The following is a 23,882-nucleotide window of genomic DNA, read 5'->3' on the forward strand; positions in this document are numbered from 1 at the left end:
AATTCACTCCTTGCTTGAAATGCCAGATAGGGCGGCAGGTACTTGAAACACATGTCGCAAATAGGCGACGAAATTCGGGTCTTTGCACTGTGTCTTCCCAGGTTCGTCGGAGATCTTGGCGACGGGCTGGTCATTGCAGGCTGCCATTTTAAGCACGATGCTCATCGGGTCGACACCCGGAATGTCGCACGTCAGGTTGGTGCCAATGCCGAAGCTGACATTGATCCGACCGCGCAGCGCCCGGAATATCTCCAGCGACTTGGGCAGTGTCAGGCTGTCGGAGAATACCAGTGTCTTGCTCATCGGCTCGATACCCAGCTTATGGTAGTGGGCGATGGCTTTTTCGGCCCAGATGATCGGGTCGCCGGAGTCGTGGCGTAGGCCGTCGAACAGCTTGGCGAAGTACAGGTCGAAATCGTTGAGGAAGGCATCGGTGGTGATGCAGTCGGTCAGGGCGATGCCCAGTAACCCACGGTACTCGCGCACCCAGCAATCCAGCGCGGCGATCTGGCTATCGATCAGGCGCGGGCCCAGTTGCTGGTGGGCCATGATCCATTCGTGGGCCATGGTGCCCAGCGGCTTCATGTCGAGCTCGCGGGACAGATGCACATTGCTGGTGCCGACAAAGCGCCCGGGGAAATCGTGCTTGAGCACGTTCACCACTTCTTCCTGCACGCGGTAGGAGAAGCGTCGACGGGTGCCGAAATCGGCTACCTGCAGGTGCGCGAGTTCATCGGCGCTGGCGTTGGCGCTTAACCAGTCGAATTTGCGATACAGCTGTTCACGCACCTGCTCCATGACAACTTCACGGTAGCGATAGCGGTTGCGCACTTCGCTGACAATCGCCAGCAGTGGCACCTCGAACAGAATCACATGCAGCCATGGTCCGCGCAGGCGGATAAACAGTTCGCCGTTCTCGATACCGGTGTGGAGGTAGCGCAGGTTGAAGCGAAAGAGCCCGAGAAAACGCAGGAAGTCCGGCTTGAGGAAGCTGATACGCTCCAGGAAACCCAGCTGATCGGCACTCAGGCTCAACTCGGCCAGGCGTTCGACCTGAAAACGGATCTCCGCCAGATAAGGGCGCAGGTCCTCGCTATTGCGGCAGCGAAATTCCCATTCGACTTCCACGTTGGGGTAGTTGTGCAGCACCGCCTGCATCATGGTCAACTTGTAGAAGTCGGTGTCGAGCAGGTTCTGCACGATGCGATCGGCAAACACACTCTCGCTCATAACGGGTCTCTCCAGGCGGGTCGCGGCCTGTGGCAGCGACGTTGCAGCGGTATCAATGAAAGGGGCTAGTGGCGCATATCCGTGGCGGGTAGTGCCAGCGATTTTTTGGACGATAGCGATCTCTGTGGCGAGGGAGCTTGCTCCCGTTGGGGTGAAAAGCGGCCCCGACTACAGCCACTGCGTTCTATCGGGAAGAAGGCATTTACCGTTTTGCGGCGGCTTCGCCCGAACGCGGACTGGCCGACGGGAGCAAGCTCCCTCGCCACAAAGGTTGTGCTTGGCCGCAGGTTTTTGTGAATCCTCAAATCTGCGGCGCATCCGGGCTATCGATCTGCTCCAGCATCCACTTCACGAAGTCACGCACCTTGGGCACTTCCGCCGAGTGTTCGGGGTAGGCCAGGTAATAGGCATCGCTGCTGGGCATTGCATGCTGCCAGGGAATGACCAGTTTGCCGTCAGCCAGTTCCTCTTCCACCAGGAACCGGGGCAGCAGGGCGACACCGCAGCCGACTTGCGCTGCACGGATGCACATGTAGAAGGTTTCGAAGCGCGGGCCGTGGTAGCTGTGCTCGGTCTGGTAACCCTGGCTGTCGAACCAGTCGTGCCAGGCTTGTGGCCGCGAGGCATTTTGCAACAGCACCAGGTCGGTGAGCTGGGTCGGGTCGGTGAACGGCCGATCCGGCAGGCTGCCGGGTGCGCACACCGGCACCAGTTCTTCGCCAAACAGCTTCAGGCACTCGGTGCCGGGCCGTGAGCCCTGTCCGAAGTAGAACGCCAGGTCGCTGCGCCCTTGCAGCAGGTCGTCAGCCTCCTGCTCGTTGCACAGGTCCAGGTGAATCTGTGGATGACGCAGGCGCCAGCCTTTGAGGCGTGGCACCAGCCAGCGCGCGCCAAAGGTAGAAGGCGTGGATACCCGCAGGACTTCCGTCTCGCCGCCGTAGGAGCGCAGGTAATGCGTCGACATCTCGACTTGCGTGAGGATTTTTCGGACTTCAACCAGATACAAATCCCCCGCCGGGGTCATTTGCAGGCGCCGGCGCACCCGACGGAACAGCAGGTGCTGCAGCAGCTCTTCGAGTTGGGCGACCTGTTTGCTGACGGCGCTCTGGGTCAGGTTCAGCTCTTCGGCGGCGCGGGTGAAGCTCAGGTGACGGGTGACCGCCTCGAAGCACTGCAGGGCGGTGATCGAGGGCAGGTGGCGTTTATTCAGCATGGGAGGTCCCTTGTTCTTGTTGCAACGCTTTGCATGAATAAACGGAATGATATCTCGCCTAATCGTCGTTTGTTGGCAAGTCTCGGGCCGGCTACAACTAAAGGCCTGTAGCCGCGTGTCAGCGGGCTGTGAATTTTCTGCTTTTCACTTTGAAGGAGTGACCCATGGTTGCCGCATTGCTTGATCGTTTGGGGGTGAACCCGGCCCTGTACCAGAACGGCAAACAGCCCGTGCATTCACCGATCGACGGCAGCCAGATTGCCTCGGTGAACTGGGAAGGTGCCGCCGAAGTCGAGCAGCAGGTCAGTCGCGCCGAGCATGCGTTCGACCTGTGGCGCAAGGTCCCGGCCCCGCGTCGCGGTGAACTGGTGCGCCAGTTCGGCGAAGTACTGCGTGAGTACAAGGCCGACCTGGGCGAACTGGTGTCCTGGGAAGCCGGCAAGATCACTCAGGAAGGCCTGGGTGAAGTACAGGAAATGATCGACATCTGTGATTTCGCCGTCGGCCTGTCGCGCCAGTTGTACGGCTTGACCATCGCCTCCGAACGTCCGGGCCACCACATGCGCGAGTCCTGGCATCCACTGGGGGTGGTGGGGGTGATCAGCGCCTTCAACTTCCCGGTCGCGGTCTGGGCCTGGAATACCACCCTGGCGCTGGTCTGCGGTAACTCGGTGATCTGGAAACCGTCGGAGAAGACCCCGCTCACCGCCCTGGCCTGCCAGGCGCTGTTCGAGCGCGTAGTGAAAAACTTCAGTGATGCCCCGCCGTACCTGAGCCAGGTGATTATCGGCGGCCGCGATGCCGGCGAAGCGTTGGTGGACGACCCGCGTGTGGCCCTGGTCAGCGCCACCGGCAGTACCCGCATGGGACGTGAAGTGGCGCCGAAGATCGCTGCGCGATTCGCCCGCAGCATTCTGGAACTGGGGGGCAACAACGCGATGATCCTCGGCCCAAGCGCTGACCTGGACATGGCGGTGCGAGCCATCCTGTTCAGTGCGGTCGGCACCGCCGGCCAGCGTTGCACCACCCTGCGTCGCTTGATCGCCCACGAGTCGGTCAAGGAAGAGATTGTCACCCGCCTCAAGGCGGCTTACTCCAAAGTGCGTATCGGCCACCCGCTGGAAGGCAACCTGGTGGGGCCGCTGATCGACAAGCAGAGTTTCGAGAGCATGCAGGACGCGCTGGAACAGGCCTTGAGTGAAGGCGGCCGGGTGTTTGGCGGCAAGCGTCAGCTCGAGGGCCAGTTCCCGAATGCGTACTACGTCTCGCCGGCCATCGTGGAAATGCCGGAGCAGAGCGACGTGGTGTGCAGCGAGACCTTTGCTCCGATTCTGTATGTGGTCGGCTACAGCGACTTCGCCGAAGCGCTGCGCCTGAACAACGCGGTACCGCAAGGCTTGTCGTCGTGCATCTTCACCACGGACGTGCGTGAAGCCGAACAATTCATGTCGGCGGTGGGCAGTGACTGCGGCATTGCCAACGTCAACATTGGTCCGAGCGGGGCAGAAATCGGCGGCGCGTTTGGCGGTGAAAAAGAAACCGGCGGCGGTCGCGAATCGGGCTCCGATGCCTGGCGTGGCTACATGCGCCGGCAGACCAATACGGTCAACTACTCGCTGGAGCTGCCGTTGGCACAGGGCATCACGTTCGACTAGTTCTCGAGTCGAACCGTGACCCCCTTGTAGGAGCGAGCGTGCTCGCGATGAACTCAAAGGTAGCGCGTTTAATCAGAAAGCACGCGTTATCGTTAACGTCCATCGCGAGCAAGCTCGCTCCTACAGGTGAACTGTGTGTTGGTTAGGTTTCTGTTGGAGTCTGGCAATGCCGTTACGCGAAGAGTGCTTATGGGAAAAACTGACGCCGCAACGGCCTGACCGTGCGGCGCTCAAGGGCGAAGTGACGGCGGATGTCTGCGTCATTGGCGCCGGCTTCACCGGTTTGTCGGCGGCGGTGCATTTGCTGGAACAGGGCAAAAGCGTCTGCGTACTGGAGGCCCAACGTTGCGGCCAGGGTGGTTCCGGGCGCAATGTCGGCCTGGTGAACGCGGGCATGTGGATCCCCCCGGACGAGATCGAGGCCGGGTTCGGCGAGGCGGTGGGCAGCCAGCTCAACCGGATGCTCGGTGCGGCACCTGCCTTGGTGTTCAGCCTGATCGACAAGTACAACATCGATTGCCAGCTACGCCGCGAAGGCACCCTGCACATGGCGCATAACGCCCGTGGCGAAGCCGATCTGCGCAGTCGCGAGGAGCAATGGAAACGCCGTGGCGCCCCCGTCGAGCTGCTCACTGGCACTGCCTGCGAACAGGCCGCCGGGACTAAAAAGATCGCGGCCGCGTTGCTCGATCGCCGTGCAGGCACCCTCAACCCGATGGCCTACACCAGTGGTCTGGCCAAGGCGGCGGCGGACCTCGGCGGCCAGTTGTTCGACCACTCGGCGGTCACCCGGCTGGAGCGCCAGGGCCAGCGCTGGTCGGTGCAAACCGCCCAGGGTTCGGTCATGGCCGAGCAGGTGGTGATTGCCTCCAACGCCTACACCGAAGGCGACTGGACCGAGCTGCGCCGTAACTTTTTCCCGGGTTATTACTACCAGGTGGCTTCCGCGCCGCTGACCGAGGAGGCGGCACGGCAGATTTTGCCGGGGGGGCAGGGGTCCTGGGACACCCGTCAGGTGCTCAGCAGCATTCGTCGTGACCAAGACGGCCGGCTGTTGCTCGGCAGCCTGGGCAACGGCAGCCAGAAACCGGCGTGGTTTCTCAAGGCCTGGGCCGACCGGGTTCAGCAGCACTATTTTCCGTACCTTGAACCGGTGGATTGGGAGTGCACCTGGACCGGCTGCATTGCCTTCACGCCCGATCACTTGATGCGATTGTTCGAGCCGGCGCCCGGCTTGGTGGCTGTCACCGGTTACAACGGTCGCGGCGTCACCACGGGCACGGTGGTCGGCAAAGCCTTCGCCGATTACCTGTGTAACGGAAATCCTCAAGCCTTGCCGATTCCTTTCGCCCCCATGCAGCCATTGGCCGGGGTGGGCTTGCGCAGTTGTTTGTACGAGGCGGGTTTTTCCCTCTATCACGCGGGCCAGTGCCTGCGGATTGTCATTTGATCCGGTGAATTTGCTCTTTGGAAGCGGCGCTTTTTGGCGCAGCGACTAGCCTGTAGTGGTGCGCGTTGTAGCAGTGGCGCACCCGCAGTGTGCAGTTCGGTGACGCAGGCTGTTACAAGCTGGTTGCACGTCGTTTCTGCTGATGGTTGCAATGGTGGCACGCTGAGGTTGCGCCTTTAAAAAATATTGGTTTCACCTTCTGCGGTTTAGACGGTTGCACGCCCAATGAAAAAGGGCCCGATTCAGTCGAAATAACAATCAGGCAACGACTTTTCTAAGAATAAAAAACCGATGGCACGCCCCTTGCTCTGAGCATTCAGGAAGTCGCAGTGCCAACTATAAAAAAACCTTGGAGCACCACCTCATGTCCCAGACGTTTTACAAGAAAGGTTTTCTGACCCTTGCAGTGGCAGCTGCGTTGGGTGTTTCTGCGTTTGCCCAGGCCGATGTAAAAATTGGCGTGGCGGGTCCGATGACAGGCGCTAACGCGGCATTTGGCGAGCAGTACATGAAGGGTGCACAGGCAGCGGCTGACGCCGTGAATGCGGCAGGTGGCGTCAACGGGGAGAAAGTCGTCCTGGTCAAAGGCGATGACGCCTGCGAGCCAAAACAGGCCGTGACGGTCGCCAAGGACCTCACCAACCAGAAAGTCGCAGGCGTGGTCGGGCACTTCTGCTCTTCTTCGACCATTCCAGCATCCGAGATCTACGACGAGGCCGGGATCATTACGATTACTCCGGGCTCCACCAACCCGAAGGTGACCGAGCGCGGTCTGAGCGCCATGTTCCGTATGTGCGGTCGTGACGACCAGCAGGGCATCGTTGCCGGCGACTACATCGTCGATGTGCTCAAGGGCAAGAAAGTCGTCGTATTGCATGACAAGGATACCTACGGTCAGGGCCTGGCGGACGCCACCAAGGCTCAACTGGTCAAGCGCGGTGTGGAACCTGTCCTATATGAAGGCCTGACCCGCGGCGAGAAAGACTTCAGCGCTGTGGTGACCAAGATCCGTGGCGCGGGTGCCGATGTGGTGTATTTCGGTGGCCTGCATCCGGAAGCCGGCCCGCTGGTTCGCCAGATTCGTGAACAAGGCCTCAAGGACGTCAAGTTCATGTCCGATGACGGCATCGTCACCGACGAGCTGGTCACCACTGCCGGCGGTGCGCAATACGTCGATGGCGTGCTGATGACCTTCGGCGCCGACCCCCGCATGCTGCCAGAGAGCAAGGCCGTGGTGGATGCGTTCCGCAAGGCCGGCACCGAGCCTGAGGGCTACACCCTGTACGCCTACGCTTCGGTCCAGACACTGGCCGCCGGTTTTAACGGTGCCAAGTCCAACAAGGGCGAAGACGCTGCCAAATGGCTGAAAGCCAACCCGGTCAAAACCGTGATGGGCGAGAAGACCTGGGATGGCAAGGGCGACCTGAAAATCTCCGACTATGTGGTTTACCAGTGGGACAAGGACGGCAAATACCACCAGCTCGAAAAACAGAAGTGACCTGAGCGTTTGAGCCGGTCGCCCCGATGGAGCGGCCGGCTGCAACGTGTCCGTGCAGTACCTGTCTTTTCTCGGAGAGCTGCACACGCCTCTGTATTTCGGTTGGCTGAACCCCAGGCCGTGGCAGCGGGTGCTTGTGCAGTCTCTCAAATGCGTGAGATTGCGTTATGGATGGTATTTTCCTGCAGCAACTGGTCAATGGCCTGACCCTCGGGTCGGTCTATGGCCTGATCGCCATCGGCTACACAATGGTCTATGGCATCATTGGCATGATCAACTTCGCCCACGGCGAGGTTTACATGATTTCCGCTTACCTCGCGGCAATCAGTCTGGCACTGCTGGCTTACTTCGGTATTGAATCCTTCCCGCTGTTGATGCTCGGTACACTGGTCTTCACCATCATCGTTACGGCGGTGTATGGCTGGGTCATCGAGCGTGTCGCCTACAAACCGCTGCGCAACTCCACACGACTGGCACCGCTGATCAGCGCCATCGGTATTTCCCTGATCCTGCAAAACTATGCACAGATCAGCCAGGGCGCCCGCCAGCAAGGGGTCCCGACGCTGCTCAGCGGTGCATGGCGGGTTGATATCGGCACTGGCTTCGTCCAGCTCACCTACACCAAGATCTTCATTCTGGTCGCGGCATTCGCCGGCATGGCGCTGCTGACCTACGTCATCAAGTACACCAAGCTCGGCCGCATGTGCCGTGCCACCCAGCAAGACCGCAAGATGGCCTCGATCCTGGGGATCAACACCGACCGGGTGATTTCCTACGTGTTCATCATCGGCGCCGCCATGGCGGCGCTGGCCGGTGTACTGATCACCATGAACTACGGCACCTTCGACTTCTACGCAGGCTTCGTTATCGGCATCAAGGCGTTCACCGCAGCGGTACTCGGCGGCATCGGTTCGCTGCCGGGTGCGATGCTCGGCGGGATCATTCTGGGGATCTCCGAGTCGCTGTTTTCCGGTCTTGTCAACTCGGACTACAAAGACGTTTTCAGCTTCTCGCTGCTCGTTCTGGTTCTGGTCTTTCGGCCTCAAGGCCTGCTCGGCCGCCCTCTTGTGTCGAAGGTGTAAGCGATGTCTTCAACCCATAAAAAATCGATCGATATCAAACAAAGCCTGGTCGACGCGATTCTTGCCGGCCTCATTGCCCTGATTGTGTTCGGCCCGATTGTCGGGGTCGTGCTGGATGGTTACAGCTTTATTCTGGAGCCCACGCGTGTTGCCTGGATCGTTGCCGTGGTAATGGCCGGTCGCTTCGCTCTGAGCCTGTTTCTGCAAACCACCAAGGGCCTGCAGATTCTCGAAGGCTTCGAGAGCACCGGCTCTGGCGTGCATGTGCTGGCGCCGGACTACAAATCGCAGCTGCGCTGGATCATCCCGCTGCTGATTGTGATCGCCGTGGTCTTCCCGTTCTTCTCCAACTCGTACCTGCTGGGGGTGGTGATCCTTGGGTTGATCTACGTGTTGCTCGGCCTGGGTCTGAACATCGTGGTCGGTCTGGCAGGGCTGCTGGACCTGGGTTACGTAGCGTTCTACGCCATCGGCGCCTACGGCCTGGCGCTGGGTTATCAATACCTCGGGCTGGGGTTCTGGACGGTGTTGCCGCTGGCGGCCATCACTGCCGGGCTGGCCGGTTGCATCCTCGGTTTCCCGGTGCTGCGTCTGCATGGCGACTACCTGGCCATCGTGACACTGGGCTTTGGTGAAATCATTCGCCTGATCCTCAACAACTGGCTGTCGCTGACGGGCGGCCCGAACGGTATGGCGGCGCCTTTGCCAACGTTCTTCGGTCTTGAGTTTGGTAAAAGGGCGAAGGAGGGAGGCGTGCCGTTCCATGAGTTCTTCGGTATCGCCTACAACCCGGACGTGAAGTATTACTTCATCTACGCCGTGCTGTTCCTCGTCGTGCTGGCGGTGTTGTACATCAAGGACCGCCTGACCCGCATGCCGGTCGGCCGTGCCTGGGAAGCCTTGCGCGAAGACGAAATCGCCTGCCGTTCGATGGGCCTGAACCACGTACTGGTGAAACTCTCCGCGTTCACCATCGGTGCCTCGACTGCCGGTCTGGCCGGGGTGTTCTTTGCCACCTATCAAGGCTTCGTCAACCCGACCTCGTTCACCTTCTTCGAGTCGGCGCTGATCCTCGCCATCGTGGTGCTCGGCGGCATGGGCTCGACCATTGGCGTGGTGATCGCGGCGTTCGTGCTGACTGTCGCCCCGGAACTGCTGCGCGGCTTTGCTGAGTATCGCGTGCTGCTGTTCGGCATGCTGATGGTGTTGATGATGATCTGGCGACCGCGCGGCCTGATTCGGATCAGCCGTACCGGTGTGACGCCGCGTAAAGGTGCCATCGCGTATGAGAGGAAAACCTCATGAGTGAAGTCGTACTCTCGGTAGAGAAACTGATGATGCACTTCGGCGGCATCAAGGCCCTGAGTGACGTCAGCCTGAAGGTCGAACGCAACTCGATCTTCGCCCTGATCGGCCCCAACGGCGCGGGCAAGACCACGGTGTTCAACTGCCTGACCGGGTTCTACAAAGCCTCCGGTGGCAAGATCGAACTCAATACCCGTGGCGAGAAAACCAACGTCATCAAAATGCTTGGGGAATCGTTCAAGGCGACCGATTTCGTTTCGCCGAAAAGCTTCGCCAGTCGGCTCTACTACAAGATGTTCGGTGGTACGCACCTGATCAACCGCGCCGGATTGGCACGGACTTTCCAGAATATTCGCCTGTTCCGGGAAATGTCGGTGCTGGAGAACCTGCTGGTGGCCCAGCACATGTGGGTCAACCGCAACATGCTGGCCGGCATCCTCAACACCAAGGGCTATCGCAAGGCCGAAAGCGACGCACTGGACTGCGCGTTCTACTGGCTGGAGGTGGTCGACCTGGTGGACTGCGCCAACCGCCTGGCCGGTGAACTGTCCTACGGCCAGCAACGCCGTCTGGAAATCGCCCGGGCCATGTGCACGCGGCCGCAGATCATCTGCCTCGACGAACCGGCCGCTGGCCTCAACCCTCAGGAAACCGAAGCGCTGAGCGCGATGATCCGGCTGCTGCGTGACGAGCACGATCTGACCGTGGTGCTGATCGAACACGACATGGGCATGGTAATGAGCATTTCCGACCACATCGTGGTGCTGGACCACGGCAACGTGATCGCCGAGGGCAGACCCGAAGCGATCCGCAACGATCCGAAAGTGATCGCCGCCTACCTGGGTGCTGACGAAGAGGAGGTGGTATGAGTCAACCGATCCTCGAACTCAAGGCGCTGGACGTGTTCTACGGGCCGATCCAGGCCCTGAAAAAAGTCTCGCTGCACATCAACGAAGGGGAAACCGTCAGCCTGATCGGCTCCAACGGCGCCGGCAAGTCGACGCTGCTGATGTCGATCTTCGGCCAGCCCCGGGCGGCTGACGGGCAGATCATTTACCAGGGCGTGGACATCACCCACAAGTCGTCTCATTACATCGCCTCCAACGGCATCGCGCAGTCGCCGGAAGGGCGACGGGTGTTTCCCGACATGACGGTCGAGGAGAACCTGCAGATGGGCACCATCCCGATCGGTGACAAGTACGCCGATGAGGATATGCAGCGCATGTTCGAGCTGTTTCCACGGCTCAAGGAGCGTCGCAACCAGCGGGCGATGACCATGTCCGGTGGTGAGCAGCAGATGCTGGCCATCGCCCGTGCCTTGATGAGCCGGCCCAAGCTGCTGTTGCTCGATGAACCGAGCCTGGGGCTGGCGCCGATCGTGGTGAAGCAGATCTTCGCCACCCTGCGCGAACTGGCCAAGACCGGCATGACCATCTTCCTGGTCGAGCAGAACGCCAACCATGCGTTGCGCTTGTCGGACCGGGCCTATGTGATGGTCAATGGCGAGATCCGCCTCAGCGGCACCGGCAAGGAGCTGTTGGTGAACGAGGACGTGCGCAACGCCTATCTCGGCGGGCACTGAGTCAACGCGGTCATGCACAAGCCCCGACGAGCAATCGTCGGGGCTTTTTCCGTTTCCGCTCCCGCGTAGGGGCGATACATGGCCTCAATCATGAAAATGTGGAAAACAATCTTCGAGAGCTGTTAAAGCGCGACATAAAGCCGCTGCAAACAGCTGTTTTTCCACAGTTTTGACTTGTCCCCGTTTGCTGTGGAACGGGCTGTGGGTAACGTGGGTGCAACTCGTTGCAGGCCTTTATCTACGTGGCTTGCAGGTTGTTGGTTGTTTTTTGATCAGGTGCTTTTACGCGACCCTGAGCCTGTCTTGTCAACCTTTTTATTGGCAGGCAGTTGCCACCCGAAAGCCTTCGAGCAGCCTGTGGATAAGTCTGTGGTTAAACTCTGGAAAGACTGCGCAAAGCAGCGCAATTGCTGGCTTGGCGCTATCGCCTGTCTGACTGGTCGGTCGCGTTAAGCGGGGGAGGGCGACACGTGGGGCCCGCCGGGTCAAGCAAAAAACTTTTAAATCTGCCCGCAAACCCTTGTGGATAGCGGTGTCCAGGGTTTTGCACTTGCCCCCAAAGACTGTGGAAGGGGCTGTGGATAAGGTGCGCGCAACCGGCTGTGAGCCGCGGCGGGCGTGGCCCTGCAAGAGTTGGATGTTTTTTGTACAGCAAACCCGAGGTTGCCGCTAGGAACATGGCCGGGCATGCTGCCGGCTGATTTCCCATTCCAATGGCTGTGTATCAGCCCAAGTCAGGAGAGCACGATGTCCAACACCCTGTTTATTACCGGCGCGACCTCCGGTTTTGGTGAAGCCTGCGCCCGCCGTTTTGCCGCGGCTGGCTGGAAGCTGGTGCTGACGGGGCGCCGTGAAGAGCGCTTGAATGCCCTGTGTGCCGAGCTGTCGAAGCAGACCGAGGTCCATGGCCTGGTGCTCGACGTGCGTGACCGCAAGGCGATGGAAGCGGCGATTGCCAACCTGCCGCCTTCGTTTGCCACCTTGCGCGGACTGATCAACAACGCCGGCCTGGCCCTGGGTGTGGACCCGGCACCCAAGTGTGACCTGGACGACTGGGACACCATGGTCGATACCAACATCAAGGGGCTGATGTACAGCACTCGTCTGCTGTTGCCACGGCTGATCGCCCATGGCCGCGGCGCGGGGATCATCAACCTCGGCTCCATCGCCGGTAACTACCCGTACCCGGGCAGCCACGTGTATGGCGCGAGCAAGGCGTTCGTCCAACAGTTCTCGTTGAACCTGCGTTGCGACCTGCAAGGTACCGGTGTGCGCGTGAGCAATATCGAGCCGGGCCTGTGCGAGAGCGAGTTTTCGCTGGTGCGGTTTGCCGGTGACCAGGCGCGTTATGACGCAACGTATGCGGGCGCCGAGCCGATTCAACCGCAGGACATTGCCGAGACCATCTTCTGGGTGCTCAACGCTCCGGCGCACATCAACATCAACCGTCTGGAGCTGATGCCGGTCAGCCAGACCTGGGGCGGGTTCGCGATCGACCGCAGCAGCAAGGCGTAAGTGTGGCGAGGAGGCTTGGCCTCCTCATCACGAAGGCTCAGCCAAAATACTCGGCTAGCCCGCTGTAGCAGGTGGCCAGGTGGTAAGGCGTGGTCGAGGGCATGTCCCGGCGACTGACCGCGCCGCTGGCATCCAGGCATTCGTACCAGCCTCCGGCATGCAGGAAGCGGTCGGCCAAGGCGTTCAGTTGGCGCAGCCGCGCGGCTTCGCTGCCTGGGCGCAGGGTCAGGGCGCGCAGGTATTCCGCTTGTGCCCAGATGCGCTGGGTAGCATCGCGAGGCCTGCCACCCTGTTCAAGGTCGAGCATGGCACCCACGGCCCCAGTCTGCGGATCGACTCCCCACTGTTCGGTGAAGGCGAAGGCGCGGTTCAGGGAGGCATGCAGGGTGGAGCCACGCAGGACTGGCGATGAGTCGAGCAGGAAAAACCATTCGAACTGGTGCCCCGGCTCAAACCAGTTATCCACAGCCTTGAGCGGCTTCTCCATCATCACCCCGTGCCGCGGGTCGATGAACTGCTGCTGCATGGCCGCGCACAGCGCCGTGAGTGCCGCCTGGACCGGGGCATCATCGCGTACTGACAGGGTCGCCAGAAACGCTTCGGCCAAGTGCATCAGCGGGTTCTGCAAGGGGCCGGAACCGAGCGAAGACCAGTCACGGTCGAGGCTGGCTTCGTACAGGCCGTCGTCTGTGGCAAAGCGTTGAGCGAGCACTTCCAGGGCGGCATTGAGCACCGACTCCACCAAGGGCTCGCGGACCTTGCTCCAGTAGTGGGCGCAGGCAAAGAGGATGAAGGCGTGGGTGTAGAGGTCCTTGCGTTGATCCAGTGGCGCGCCGTGGGGGTCAATGCTGTAGAACCAACCGCCATGCTCGGCATCGTGGAAGTGCCGTTGCAACGAGCGAAACAAGGCCGCTGCGCGCGCTTCGGCCGCCGGCACCTCACCGATCAGGCTGGCGAACAGGTACAGCTGCCGTGCACAGGCCATGGCCCGGTAGCGCTGCGGCGGTAATGGCCGGTGCTCGGCATCCAGGGCCTCATAGGGCAGTGCCATGTCGCTGTTCCAGCCGGGGCCTTGCCAGAGCGGCACGATCACGTCCCGGAAATGCTGTCGCACGGTGGCAAACAGAGCGGTCAGTTCGGGCTGGGAGGCAGAGCGGGGAGCATGGGGCATTGGCTGGCGTCGTCACGGCAGGAGTGTTTGCGCGACATGGTAGCAGAGGGGCAGGGGGCCGGGGGCAAGCTGCAAGCTTCAAGCGGCAAGCTGCCAGCAAGAGCCGGTCAGCTTGCCGCGTGCGGCGCTTAGCCGGCGAGCAACCAGGCCCCGGTCGCCGCCGATGCCGCCCCGGCCATACGAACCAGCGGCGCGGCGGCTTGCGGCAACACCCGCACCACCGCGTAACCTGCGATATGCAAGGCGGCAGTCGCAATGACGAAGCCGATGGCGTAGGTCCAGGGGCTGGACATGGCCGGCAGCTCCAGGCCATGGGCCACGCCGTGGAACAGGGCAAACAAGGCGGTCGCGCCGACCGCCAGGCTCAGTGGCGGGCGCACTGCCAAGGCCACGGCCAAACCCAGGGCCAGTACCGAGGCGGCAATCCCGCTTTCCAGTGCCGGCAGGCTCAGGCCTTCAAACCCCAGTAGCCCGCCCATCAGCAGGGTGCCGACGAAGGTCCCCGGCAGCGCCCAGCGCGCGGCGCCTCGCTGTTGCGCGGCCCACAACCCCACGGCGAGCATTGCCAGCAAATGGTCCAGGCCACCGATCGGATGGCTGATGCCGGCCAGCAAACCGTTGTCGCCATGACCGGGGTGGGCGAGCGCCAGGGTCGGTGTGAGCAGCAGCGCGGCGGTGGCAAAAAGACGATGGAGTGTCATGACTGAGCTTCCTTGTGGAAAAGACGTGTGGATAACTTCAGGCTGCGCTCAGCAGTCCCTGGCGCTCGATGAAGGCGATGATTTCCTCAAGCCCCTGGCCGGTTTTCTGATTGCTGAAGACAAACGGCTTGCCGTTGCGCATGCGCTGGGTGTCGCTGTCCATCATCGACAGCGAGGCACCGACCAACGGCGCCAGGTCGATCTTGTTGATCACCAGCAGGTCTGATTTGCAGATGCCCGGCCCGCCTTTGCGCGGCAGCTTGTCGCCCGCGGAAACATCAATCACGTAGAGGGTCAGGTCCGACAGCTCCGGGCTGAAGGTGGCCGACAGGTTGTCGCCGCCAGACTCCACCAGAATCAGGTCCAGGCCGGGAAAGCGTCGGTTCAGTTGATCCACCGCCTCAAGGTTGATCGAGGCATCTTCGCGAATCGCCGTGTGCGGGCAGCCGCCGGTTTCCACGCCGATGATCCGCTCGGGCGCCAGGGCTTGATTGCGCACCAGAAAGTCGGCGTCTTCGCGGGTATAGATATCGTTGGTGACCACCGCCAGGTTGTAGCGCTCGCGCAGCGCCAGGCACAGGGCCAGGGTCAGCGCGGTTTTCCCGGAACCGACCGGGCCGCCAATGCCGACGCGCAGAGGTTGTGCGTTCATGTGTTTCTCCTAGGATCGGAACAGACGGCTGTACTGGCGCTCATGGGCCATGCACGCCAGGGACAGGCCGAAGGCGGCGCTGCCATAGTGTTTGGGTTCAATGCTTGAAGCGCTCTGCTGAGCCTGTTGCAGCAGCGGTAGCAGTTCGCTGGTCAGCCGTTGCGCCGCTTGTTGGCCCAACGGCAGGGTTTTCATCAGTACTGCCAGTTGATTCTCCAGCCAGCTCCAGAGCCAGGCGGCCAGGGCATCTTGCGGGCTGATCTGCCAGGCGCGGGCGGCCAGTGCCCAGCCCAGGGCCAGGTGCGGTTCGGGGTGATGTTCGAGGAAGTGGCGCGCGGCCTGATCCAGTTCCGGCAAACCGTTGAGCAGTTGCTGCAGGGAATACCCCATCTGCCGGCTTTCCTGATGCAGCTCGCGGGTTTCCCGGCTGGCGCGATGTTCCTCGCAGCGTTGCGACAACTGCGCCCAGTCCTGCTCGGCCGCGGCGAGGCAATGGGCGAGCAACAGCGGCGCTTCGAAGCGCGCGAGGTTGAGCAGCAACTGGTCGCTGATCCAGCGCTTGGCCGATAGTGGGTCGCTGACGCGGCCGTTTTCCACCGCCATTTCCAGGCCCTGGGAATAGCTGTAGCCACCGATCGGCAGCTGCGGGCTGGCCAGGCGCAGCAACGCCCAGGCCGGATTCACGGGCGCACGCCAAACTGATGGAGCCTGGGCGCATAGTTGAACGCCTCGTCGCCATGGCGCGAATGATGATGGCCGCCGCCATAGGCACCGTGCTCCGGCTGGAACGGCGCTTCGATGGGGTCTGCCCTGGCGCCCAGTTGTTCGAGCATGGCCTTGAGAACGTAGTCATCGAGCAGGCGCAGCCAGCCGTCACCCACTTGCAGGGCCACATGGCGATTACCCAGGTGGTAGGCGGCGCGGGTCAGTTCGAAGGCGTTGGCGCAGGTGACATGCAGCAGTTGTTCGGGGCGGGCGCAGACGCGCACGATGCGGCCGTCTTCGGCTTCCAGGCATTCGCCGTCGTGCAGCGGCGGTTGTCCGCGTTCTAAAAACAACCCGACGTCTTCGCCCTCGGCACTGAAGCAGCGCAGACGGCTTTTACTGCGCGCCTCGAAGTTCAAGTGCAGTTCTGCGGCCCAGGCGGGTTGAGGGTCGATTCTGCGATGAATCACCAGCATTGGAAGGCTTCCAGCAAAGGACTATGCAATGGCTAGAGCAAGGGGCTTGCCAATAGCGCGAGCTGTAGGAAAATTCAGCTGTTGCCTAGTGAACGCTAGAAAGTGCTGCGGGGATGGGAGAAGGAGATGGTGTGATTTGGTGCAAAAAACTTCCGTGGCGCACCAAATCACGGCGCGGATGAACAAGCACCGAGGGTTACTCCGTACTGCCCAACCCCTGCCAATGCTTGAGACCAATAAAGATAAAGCGCAGCTGCTGGGTGATCTTTGCCTGGGGTGTCAGGTGAGCGGGGAGCGCCTCGGCGGGTGGATCGATAATGTCCGGGAGGGTGGCGAACACGCTCTTGACGATGAGGTCCGCCATTACCGACAAACCGGCAAAGTCCAGGTGTTGCAGCTTGGGCATCAATGACAGGTCGGCCGCCAGGTCTGAGCTGATGTTCTCGCGCAGTTTGCCGATGGCCAGGCGTACGGGCAGTGAGCCACCGTATTGCTCGCGAGCCAGGAACAGAAACTGCGAGCGGTTGGCGGCCACGACGTCGAGAAAGATCCGCACCGAGGCATCGATGATCCCGCCCATGACGAACTCGTTGTGACGTACCAGGCGGATGGTTTCCCGGAAGGTCTGGCCGACTTCGCTGACCAGCTCCAGCCCCAGTTGATCCATATCGGCAAAATGCCGGTAGAAACCGGTCGGGACAATACCTGCGGTTTTCGCCACTTCGCGCAGGCTCAGGCTGCCGAATCCTCGGCCGCACTGCATCAGGTGGCGGGCAGCGTCCATCAGGGCGTTGCGGGTCTGTTGTTTCTGTTCGGCGCGGGGCAGCATCAGGCGGCTGACTTCTAATCAAGGACAGCGGCGCACTCTAGCAAATCAGCTTTGCCGGCGTCGATCTTGAGTGGGGTGTAATCAGGCGGGGAGTGGCAGGCGCTGCAACTTACGCAATGTCAAAGCCCGATCCTGGGACCGGGCTTCTTTCCAGGGCCGCCATGGGCTTAGCTCACAGCGCTGTTGCGTTCGATGACGCGATCACCACCGCCTTCGGCAACGGTCTGGCCTTGTGGGGTGCGGTTGTAGCCATCTTCAACCAGGCCTTTTTCTTCCAGGCGATCACGGCCACCTTCGGCCACGGTCTGGCCTTGTGGGGTACGGTCGTAGCCATCGGCGGCGATTTTGTTGCGTTCCAGCAAGCGCTCAGAACCACCTTCGGCCAGAGTCTGGCTGAACACCGAGTGGTTGCCTTTGACTTGCGGACTGGCTTGCTCGGCCGCTGGCAGGGCAAACGCATTAGCGGCAAGGATCGACAGGGTAAGGCTAAGCAGCAATTGGCGTTTCATGATCGGGTGCTCCGTGGGTGGGCGGTAAAGTGGGTACGGGGCCAATGCTACGCTCGATAAGTCGATACAAAAGTTCATAAGGGCAATGGTAATAATCAACAGAATTGATTGTTCTGCTGAGCACCTCTAGACCGGGCGTTTGCGCAGAGCGTTCTGGCATTCGAGGGGTTATTGCAGACTCTCGGGTGGGTCGAGAACAGGCGGGTAAGGCACCGCTGCAAGGGAGGGAGGCGGGAAGGAAAACGAACCTTTTTGCGCGCCGCCCGGCTTTTTTGTTAAACCATTGGGCCATTTGCCAGTCGTAGTGTTTATGCCAGGTCGATTCATGGCCTGGCGTTTCTTGCGTGCGCCGCAACTCGGGCACGCAGTGATCATCAGGAGTCCTGTGCAATGACGCGCCCCCGAAAAATACTCACCTGGACCTTCGCCAGCCTGGTGCTGCTGATGGCCTCGCTGGTCGTGATCATCCTGTTCTTTGACTGGAACCGGATCAAACCCGACCTCAATGCCAAGGTGTCCGAAGAGTTGCACCGTGCCTTCGCGATCAATGGCAACCTGTCGGTGGTCTGGCAGCGTGAAGTCGACGAGGGAGGCTGGCGCGCCTGGGTGCCTTGGCCCCATGTGGTGGCCGAGGACCTGAGCCTGGGCAATCCGGACTGGTCGAAACCGCCGCAAATGGTCAGCCTCAAGCGGGTCGAGTTGCGCATCTCGCCGTTGGCCCTGTTGGCGCAGCAGGTGGTGATTCCGCGCATCGATCTCACCGAACCCGTTGCACACCTGCAACGTCTGGAGGACGGTCGCGCCAACTGGACGTTCACCTTCGATCCCAAGGATCCGAATGCCGAACCGTCCCGCTGGGGGGTGGATATCGGTGCAATCGGCTTCGACAAGGGGCATGTCACCCTCGACGATCAGCACTTGAAAACCCGGCTCGACCTGCTGATCGATCCGTTGGGCAAGCCGATCCCGTTCAGCGATATCGTCGGGGACAAGACCGCCAAAAAAGCCCGGGAGCAGGGGGGCGCACCGCAGGACTATGCATTTGCGCTCAAGGTCAAAGGCCTGTACCACGGCCAGGCGCTTTCGGGCCAGGGCAAGATCGGTGGGCTATTGGCGTTGCAGGACGCGGCCAGGCCGTTCCCGTTGCAGGCCCAGGTCAAGATTGCCGATACCCGGGTCGAGCTGGCGGGGACCCTCACCGACCCTCTGAATCTCGGCGCGCTGGACCTGCGATTGAAACTGGCCGGTACCAGCCTGGGCAATCTCTATCCGTTGACCGGCGTCACCCTGCCGGACTCTTCACCCTATGCCACGGACGGTCACCTGATCGCCAACCTGCGCGCGCGCGAGGGTGCGACGTTCCGCTATGAGGACTTCAATGGCACCATCGGCGGCAGCGACATTCATGGCAACCTGGTTTACGTGGCCCGTCAGCCACGCCCCAAACTCAGTGGTGCGCTGGTCTCCAATCAACTGCTGTTCGCGGACCTTGCGCCGTTGATCGGCGCCGACTCCAATGCCAAGCAAAAGGCCCGTGGCGGTGACAGCAAGCAGCCAGCAGACAAGGTACTGCCGGTCGAGGCGTTTCGTACCGAGCGTTGGCGTGACATGGATGCCGATGTCGAGTTCACCGGCAAACGCATCGTGCACAGCGCGAAACTGCCGTTCAATGACCTGTATGCGCACGCGATACTCAACGATGGCCAGCTCAATCTGGAACCCCTGCGCTTTGGCGTGGCGGGTGGCGCGCTGGATGCGCAGATCCGCCTCGACGGTCGAACCACGCCACTGGAAGGTCGGGCAAAACTGAGCGCCCGTGGTTTCAAACTCAAGCAGTTGTTCCCGACCTTCGAGCTGATGAAGACCAGCTTGGGCGAGCTCAACGGTGACGCCGACATCACGGGGCATGGCAACTCGGTGGCAGCGTTGCTGGGCAGCGCCAATGGAGACCTGAAGCTTCTGATCAACGATGGCGCAATCAGTCGTGAACTGATGGAACTGGCGGGGCTGAACGTCGGCAACTATGTGGTCGGCAAGATCTTTGGCGACAAGGACGTGAAGATCAACTGCGCGGCCGCCGACTTCGGTATCAAGAGTGGCTTGGCGACGTCGCGTCTGTTTGTGTTCGACACCGAGAACGCGATCGTCTACATCGATGGCACGGCCAACATGGCCACGGAACAGCTGGACCTGACCATATCCCCCGAGTCCAAGGGCTGGCGCCTGATTTCCCTGCGTTCGCCGCTGTATGTGCGCGGCACGTTCATCAAGCCGGAAGCCGGGGTCAAGGGTGTGCCGTTGATGTTGCGCGGCGCGGGGATGGTGGCGCTGGGGGTGCTTGCGGGCCCTGCGGCGGGGTTGCTGGCACTGGTGGCGCCGAGCGAGGATGCGCCGAACCAGTGCGCGCCGTTGCTGCAGCAGATGAAACAGGGCAAGGCGCCGAAGACAGTGAAGGGGTAGGCGAGTGTTTTGAACGTTATATTCAATAACATTGTTTATTGTCTGGGGGGGCGTTGAACTGTTCGTGGTGCGCTCTCATTTGCCAAATGGGAGCGAAGTGGATGAGTGAGGGGTGGGATTTATATGGCGTGAGTTTAATGGTGTTGGTGGTGTTGAGGGTGTCTTGTAATGATGTGTCATCTATGAGGTGTGGAAGATATTAGGTGGGGCAGCTAAATTGAAAGTGTCAGCCAGGAGGCTGGCGTAAAGCATTGTTAAGTTTAAATAAGGAAGTTTAGATGAGTATTTTATTGCCTGGTATCGATGAAAGTAGGGTTTTTTTTGAAGGCGCAGTGCTCGCGCCGAACATTTATAGTGTCGGCAATGTAAGGTCATTTGCGGGGGAGGAAGGTACTGATGAGCCGGACCTGCTCATGGGTAAGGACGCTCCGACTACGCTAGCATTTGCAGATAATCTATCTGATGAAGTGGCGCAAGCGGCGCAGGATAGTATTTGTTACGCTGAACGTTATGCTACTGCCAATTCCAACTTGAAGGAATCCCCCATTGATTGGCATGCCAAGTACGCTCAGGCAATGAGGTACTGTGGTTGGACGATGACCAGTAACAAGTATGTAGATCATGTGGAAAAAAAGCGAAATGTTACAATGGATGCCATTGTGCTTGACATTATCAAGGCGGTCGCTGGAAAGAATGCGCAGGCCATGGTGGGGCTGATGGGGGACGTTTACGAAAAAATAAAATCCGATGAGGAGCTTGTTACGCTGTTCGATAGTAATAGCAAAAAGGGTAAAACCACGGATTTTAGAATTGTTCCTTGTCTGGAGTCTGCAAAGGGAACAGCCATAACTGCTTTTCTGGCGATGGATTGTGAGCTCAAAACAGAGGAGGGGGGAGCCTGGTTCTGGAAGTGGAATATGTCTGAGTTAAAAATGAAAAAAGTCGCCACCATGGTGGAGCTGAATATGCGTGCTCATGATCGTGTCAGGGACTATTTGTACGAGGCCCTTGATATGGATAGTGCGGACTTTTTCAAGGGTGCCAATCTTGGCAATAAGCCTTGATTAAGTAAAAGGATTTGGCCGGGTTGTTTAATGAGCAACCCGCTTTTTTGGTATTGTCACTCGGGGTTTTATCATGAGCAAGGATGGTGTTTTCCTGTTAGCTGGAAGCCTGGTTTTTGTACCGGTTGATTTTTCAGAGTTATGGAGGAAGGATGTACTGAACTCCTTGCTTTTTTCTCAGCTACATGCAAATTCGAAAGGGAGTAGATTTGCCAGAGTAGAACAGTGGTGTGCGGACTATACCGAGGCGATGGGGATGATGAAATGGAATCGTCAAGTATTTAGAGGGTATGATTTTGAGCCGGATAAGGATGAGGTCGTTGTACTAAATGACTTGGTCCAGAAAAAAATATTTGAAGTTCTGGGTACTAATCAGTTTGAGCAGATGATGGGGTGTGTTGAGCAGTCTCCCGATCCACAGGTGACTTGGGCGGTGATTAAAGAACACGCCGTGGCCATTGGGCAGTCAGAGAATGCTTCTGAGGTTTCCAGTATCGTGCTGCAAGTGCGTTTGTTGGGAGAGGGGCCTATTATCTATTCGGCGGTTGTCTGCATTAACACCTCTGAAAAGGTGGAGGTGGATTTTTTCAATCAGCGCTTCTTGGGCTGTCATGTTGTGGGTAAGGTCACTGTCGACGTTGCGCGACACGTGCTGGATAAAGCAGGGTATGAGAGAAGTGGAATACGCGAGAAAGTACTAGGGCAGCTCCTTGATACAAAGGATACGCTGGTTCTTGACCTCTCTTCGAAATACACTTGTTTGTTAGAGTGATGTACACACAAGTCCAGCAGTATATGTTGGCGTGTCGCGCGGGCGTAATCAGTGGTTGAGTTATTGCTTAAGCTCGCCTGTGAGACCGCACGACAAGGATGTTGCTGACGGTTACAGGTCTTTTAGCAACTCAGCCATATCATCGGCAAACTCTTCTTCTTTGGCCAGAACATCTTCAAGAATCTCCCGGATAGTTGGATCTCTTTCACCAATGTACTAATGATCTCACGGTAACTGTCGACAGCAATGCGCTCGGCCAGTCTGTCGGCATGCTTGTTTCTTAAGGTGTGAGTGATGGGAGCGACGAAAAGCTTAATGGATAGTTGCTCTACCCAAGAGGGTTAACCCGGGCTCTGCGATCCGGGTAGAAGGCCTGACAAACAAGCCTCTTCATCCAGCCACTGAAAAAACGCCCGAACCGACGGATGCCGTTCCCGTCCCGGCACACAGAGAGCGCTGTAACCAGCACCGTCGACCTGAACTTCCGGGCGATAACCCACCAGCAAGCCACTGGCGACACTTTCCGATACCAGAATATTGCTCGCCAGTACCAAGCCTTGCCCGGCAATCGCTGCTTGCAGGGCGTAATGCTCTTCGTCGTATTCACGCACGGCGGACTGGCCCGCCAGCCAGGTCTCGCCGGACTGTGCGCACCAAGCCTCCCAGCCATGGGCGTAGAGTTTGGAGTTGTGCCAATTCACGCTGATCAATGTCGGTGGTCGACGACTGGCCAGCGCCATTTGCCCGGGGGAGCCGTAGACGCCGAACTGTTCGTCGAACAGGCATTGGCCATAGAGGTTCGGGTAGTCCTCCAGGCTATAGCGGATGACCAGGTCGACGCTGGCGTCCTGGTGCAGGTCGATCACTTCGCAATGGGTGTCCAGGCGCAGCTTGATGTTCGGATGGCAGGCATAGAACCGCCCCAGGCGCGGCACCAGCCACAGTGTGGCAAAGGCCGCGGTGGTGGAAATCATCAGCGTGGTGCCGCTGCGTTGGGGGCGTAGGGTGTCGACGCTCTGCGCCACTTCCAGCAAGGCCCCGTGCAGGCTGCGAAACAAGCGCTCACCACCGTCGGTCAACTGCACGCGGCGCGGCAAGCGTTCGAACAGGGGTACGCCGAGCCAGGTTTCCAATGCGCGAATCTGGTGGGAAATCGCGGTGGGCGTCACTGACAGCTCCTCGGCGGCCGCCTTGAAACTCAGCAGGCGCGAGGCTGACTCGAATGCACGCAGGGCGGTCAAGGGGAGCGAAGCGAACATCGCGGGACTCCATGGATGAATTCAATTCATCCAGACTGATTTTTACTCATTTGAAGAAGGCCCGCTGGGAGCTTCAAGCTGCAAGCTATTCCAGTTTAGTCTTCAGGAGATTGAGATGAGTAGAATTCTTGCGATTCACGCCAGCCCCCGTGGCGACCGCTCCCATTCCCGGCGTTTGGCCGAAGTGTTTTTAGCGGCCTGGCAGGCACAACATCCTCACGCGCAGTTGACCCGTCGAGAAGTGGGGCGGGCGTTGATTCCGCCGGTAAACGAAGCGTTTATCGCGGCGGCCTTTCATCCTGAACCCGAGGCTCGGTCGCTGTCGATGCAGGCCGATCTGGCACTCAGCGATCAGTTGGTCGCCGAATTGCTCGAGCACGATGGGCTGGTGATCTCCACCCCCATGCACAACTTCAGCGTGCCCAGCGGCCTCAAGGCCTGGATCGACCAGATCGTGCGCCTGGGCCTGACCTTCAACCACTCGCTGGACAACGGTGTCGCCCAGTACGAACCGCTGGTGAAGGGCAAGAAAGCCCTGATTGTCACCAGCCGTGGTGGTTTCGGTTTCGGCCCCGGTGGCGAGAACGAGGCCATGAACCACGCCGATCCCTTGCTGCGCACGGCGCTGGGGTTTATCGGCATCGACGAGGTCACGGTGGTTGCGGCCGAAGGTGAGGAGTCCACCGAACGCACCTTTGCCGTGTCAGCCGCGGAGGCCGAGCAACGCCTACGGGCGCTGGCCTGGGTGTTTTGA

General features: G+C 60.0%; 22 protein-coding genes and 1 pseudogene. 12 read left to right on the forward strand and 11 right to left on the reverse strand.

From position 1 onward, the window contains the following. Positions 1 to 3: 3 nt before the first annotated feature. Together pncB and CKW25_RS05420 are read right to left on the reverse strand one after the other, a co-directional pair. Positions 4 to 1,230, reverse strand: coding sequence for a nicotinate phosphoribosyltransferase (gene pncB / locus CKW25_RS05415; RefSeq protein ID WP_095078164.1), 1,227 nt, complete (start codon positions 1,228 to 1,230; stop codon positions 4 to 6). A 301-nt stretch (positions 1,231 to 1,531) separates the two neighbouring features. Next, positions 1,532 to 2,443: a LysR family transcriptional regulator gene (locus CKW25_RS05420; RefSeq protein ID WP_095078165.1), complete on the reverse strand. Its 912-nt coding sequence runs from the start codon at positions 2,441 to 2,443 to the stop codon at positions 1,532 to 1,534. Positions 2,444 to 2,607: 164 nt separating this feature from the next. Here CKW25_RS05420 and CKW25_RS05425 point away from each other — a divergent pair, with 164 nt between their 5' ends. From CKW25_RS05425 to CKW25_RS05465, 8 genes are all read left to right on the forward strand, one after another. Then, positions 2,608 to 4,098, forward strand: a complete 1,491-nt coding sequence (locus tag CKW25_RS05425) for an aldehyde dehydrogenase family protein (protein ID WP_095078166.1) — start codon at positions 2,608 to 2,610, stop codon at positions 4,096 to 4,098. A gap of 166 nt (positions 4,099 to 4,264) precedes the next feature. After that, positions 4,265 to 5,548 (forward strand): FAD-binding oxidoreductase, encoded by a 1,284-nt coding sequence (locus CKW25_RS05430; RefSeq protein ID WP_095078167.1) that lies wholly within the window; start codon positions 4,265 to 4,267, stop codon positions 5,546 to 5,548. 364 nt (positions 5,549 to 5,912) lie between these two features. Further along, on the forward strand, positions 5,913 to 7,046 hold the full coding sequence (locus tag CKW25_RS05435; protein WP_095078168.1) for an ABC transporter substrate-binding protein: 1,134 nt from the start codon (positions 5,913 to 5,915) through the stop codon (positions 7,044 to 7,046). Between the two features lie 167 nt (positions 7,047 to 7,213). Continuing rightward, positions 7,214 to 8,128: a branched-chain amino acid ABC transporter permease LivH gene (locus CKW25_RS05440; protein WP_095078169.1), complete on the forward strand. Its 915-nt coding sequence runs from the start codon at positions 7,214 to 7,216 to the stop codon at positions 8,126 to 8,128. 3 nt (positions 8,129 to 8,131) lie between these two features. After that, positions 8,132 to 9,433: a high-affinity branched-chain amino acid ABC transporter permease LivM gene (livM, locus tag CKW25_RS05445; protein ID WP_095078170.1), complete on the forward strand. Its 1,302-nt coding sequence runs from the start codon at positions 8,132 to 8,134 to the stop codon at positions 9,431 to 9,433. Further along, on the forward strand, positions 9,430 to 10,302 hold the full coding sequence (locus tag CKW25_RS05450) for an ABC transporter ATP-binding protein (RefSeq protein WP_095078171.1): 873 nt from the start codon (positions 9,430 to 9,432) through the stop codon (positions 10,300 to 10,302). Before livM ends, CKW25_RS05450 begins: the two co-directional genes overlap by 4 nt. Continuing rightward, positions 10,299 to 11,015, forward strand: coding sequence for an ABC transporter ATP-binding protein (locus CKW25_RS05455; protein WP_095078172.1), 717 nt, complete (start codon positions 10,299 to 10,301; stop codon positions 11,013 to 11,015). The genes CKW25_RS05450 and CKW25_RS05455 overlap by 4 nt, the downstream gene beginning before the upstream one ends. 747 nt (positions 11,016 to 11,762) lie before the next feature. Next, entirely contained in the window at positions 11,763 to 12,530 is a 768-nt protein-coding gene (locus CKW25_RS05465; protein WP_095078174.1) for an SDR family oxidoreductase, read from the forward strand. 37 nt (positions 12,531 to 12,567) lie between these two features. Here the strand turns inward: CKW25_RS05465 and CKW25_RS05470 are convergent, their stop codons facing one another. The 7 genes from CKW25_RS05470 to CKW25_RS05500 form a co-directional block, all read right to left on the reverse strand. Continuing rightward, positions 12,568 to 13,701, reverse strand: a complete 1,134-nt coding sequence (locus CKW25_RS05470) for an AGE family epimerase/isomerase (RefSeq protein WP_095078175.1) — start codon at positions 13,699 to 13,701, stop codon at positions 12,568 to 12,570. A 128-nt stretch (positions 13,702 to 13,829) separates the two neighbouring features. Next, on the reverse strand, positions 13,830 to 14,402 hold the full coding sequence (locus tag CKW25_RS05475; RefSeq protein WP_095078176.1) for a HupE/UreJ family protein: 573 nt from the start codon (positions 14,400 to 14,402) through the stop codon (positions 13,830 to 13,832). A 37-nt stretch (positions 14,403 to 14,439) separates the two neighbouring features. Next, positions 14,440 to 15,054, reverse strand: a complete 615-nt coding sequence (gene ureG / locus CKW25_RS05480; RefSeq protein ID WP_095078177.1) for an urease accessory protein UreG — start codon at positions 15,052 to 15,054, stop codon at positions 14,440 to 14,442. A 9-nt stretch (positions 15,055 to 15,063) separates the two neighbouring features. Next, complete coding sequence (locus CKW25_RS05485) at positions 15,064 to 15,738, reverse strand: urease accessory protein UreF (protein ID WP_095078178.1); 675 nt, start codon at positions 15,736 to 15,738, stop codon at positions 15,064 to 15,066. Next, the gene (ureE, locus tag CKW25_RS05490; RefSeq protein ID WP_095078179.1) at positions 15,735 to 16,235 is read right to left on the reverse strand and encodes an urease accessory protein UreE; all 501 of its coding nucleotides are present in this window, start codon (positions 16,233 to 16,235) and stop codon (positions 15,735 to 15,737) included. Before ureE ends, CKW25_RS05485 begins: the two co-directional genes overlap by 4 nt. 196 nt (positions 16,236 to 16,431) lie before the next feature. Further along, positions 16,432 to 17,064 carry a TetR family transcriptional regulator gene (locus CKW25_RS05495; RefSeq protein WP_095078180.1) on the reverse strand — a complete coding sequence of 211 codons (633 nt, stop codon included), beginning with the start codon at positions 17,062 to 17,064 and terminating at the stop codon, positions 16,432 to 16,434. Between the two features lie 167 nt (positions 17,065 to 17,231). Beyond that, entirely contained in the window at positions 17,232 to 17,573 is a 342-nt protein-coding gene (locus tag CKW25_RS05500; RefSeq protein WP_095078181.1) for a hypothetical protein, read from the reverse strand. Positions 17,574 to 17,963: 390 nt separating this feature from the next. Here CKW25_RS05500 and CKW25_RS05505 point away from each other — a divergent pair, with 390 nt between their 5' ends. From CKW25_RS05505 to CKW25_RS05515, 3 genes are all read left to right on the forward strand, one after another. Beyond that, a complete protein-coding gene (locus CKW25_RS05505) occupies positions 17,964 to 20,033 on the forward strand; it encodes an AsmA family protein (protein ID WP_095078182.1) in 2,070 nt (689 codons plus the stop codon). Between the two features lie 278 nt (positions 20,034 to 20,311). Continuing rightward, positions 20,312 to 21,097 carry a hypothetical protein gene (locus CKW25_RS05510; RefSeq protein WP_095078183.1) on the forward strand — a complete coding sequence of 262 codons (786 nt, stop codon included), beginning with the start codon at positions 20,312 to 20,314 and terminating at the stop codon, positions 21,095 to 21,097. A gap of 73 nt (positions 21,098 to 21,170) precedes the next feature. Continuing rightward, positions 21,171 to 21,869 carry a hypothetical protein gene (locus CKW25_RS05515; RefSeq protein ID WP_095078184.1) on the forward strand — a complete coding sequence of 233 codons (699 nt, stop codon included), beginning with the start codon at positions 21,171 to 21,173 and terminating at the stop codon, positions 21,867 to 21,869. A gap of 111 nt (positions 21,870 to 21,980) precedes the next feature. Here CKW25_RS05515 and CKW25_RS26935 read toward each other — a convergent pair. After that, positions 21,981 to 22,141: pseudogene (locus CKW25_RS26935) on the reverse strand (ferritin-like domain-containing protein); the annotation flags it as partial. Positions 22,142 to 22,210: 69 nt separating this feature from the next. Next, on the reverse strand, positions 22,211 to 23,128 hold the full coding sequence (locus CKW25_RS05525) for a LysR substrate-binding domain-containing protein (protein WP_095078185.1): 918 nt from the start codon (positions 23,126 to 23,128) through the stop codon (positions 22,211 to 22,213). 115 nt (positions 23,129 to 23,243) lie between these two features. Here CKW25_RS05525 and CKW25_RS05530 point away from each other — a divergent pair, with 115 nt between their 5' ends. Then, positions 23,244 to 23,882, forward strand: coding sequence for an FMN-dependent NADH-azoreductase (locus CKW25_RS05530; protein WP_095078186.1), 639 nt, complete (start codon positions 23,244 to 23,246; stop codon positions 23,880 to 23,882).

The organism is Pseudomonas sp. Irchel s3h17 (genome assembly GCF_900187505.1).
Taxonomy (GTDB): Bacteria; Pseudomonadota; Gammaproteobacteria; order Pseudomonadales; family Pseudomonadaceae; genus Aquipseudomonas.